This is a genomic window from Leisingera sp. XS_AS12 (genome assembly GCF_041224635.1).
Taxonomy (GTDB): Bacteria; Pseudomonadota; Alphaproteobacteria; order Rhodobacterales; family Rhodobacteraceae; genus Leisingera.
Map to the genome: position 1 here is coordinate 1 of NZ_JBGFGM010000116.1, position 304 is coordinate 304.

The following is a 304-nucleotide window of genomic DNA, read 5'->3' on the forward strand; positions in this document are numbered from 1 at the left end:
CTGCCCCAATCAGGATCACTCGAGGCGCTGTCGTGATCGAACTCGCCCATGATGCACCTGCGGCCCGGATTGCCGAGATTGCCCACGCGCTGGAGGTGCATCCATGCTGATGCCCTCGCAGGGCGTGCGGATCCTGGTGGCGACGAAGCCGGTCGACTTCCGGAAGGGGCATGACGGTCTCGCGGCGCTGGTTCAGTCGACGCTTGCCGAGGATCCGTTCACGGGCACGGTCTTCGTGTTCCGGTCGAAGCGCGCCGACCGGTTGAAGATCCTGTTCTGGGACGGCAGCGGGCTCGTGATGGCC

1 protein-coding gene is annotated in these 304 nt (G+C 65.8%); it reads left to right on the top strand.

What is annotated here, in order from left to right; all coding sequences use genetic code 11:
• Positions 1-103 precede the first annotated feature (103 nt).
• Positions 104-304: IS66 family insertion sequence element accessory protein TnpB (gene tnpB / locus AB9K35_RS18295; protein ID WP_369928314.1), on the top strand; the 201-nt coding region annotated here is incomplete at its 3' end.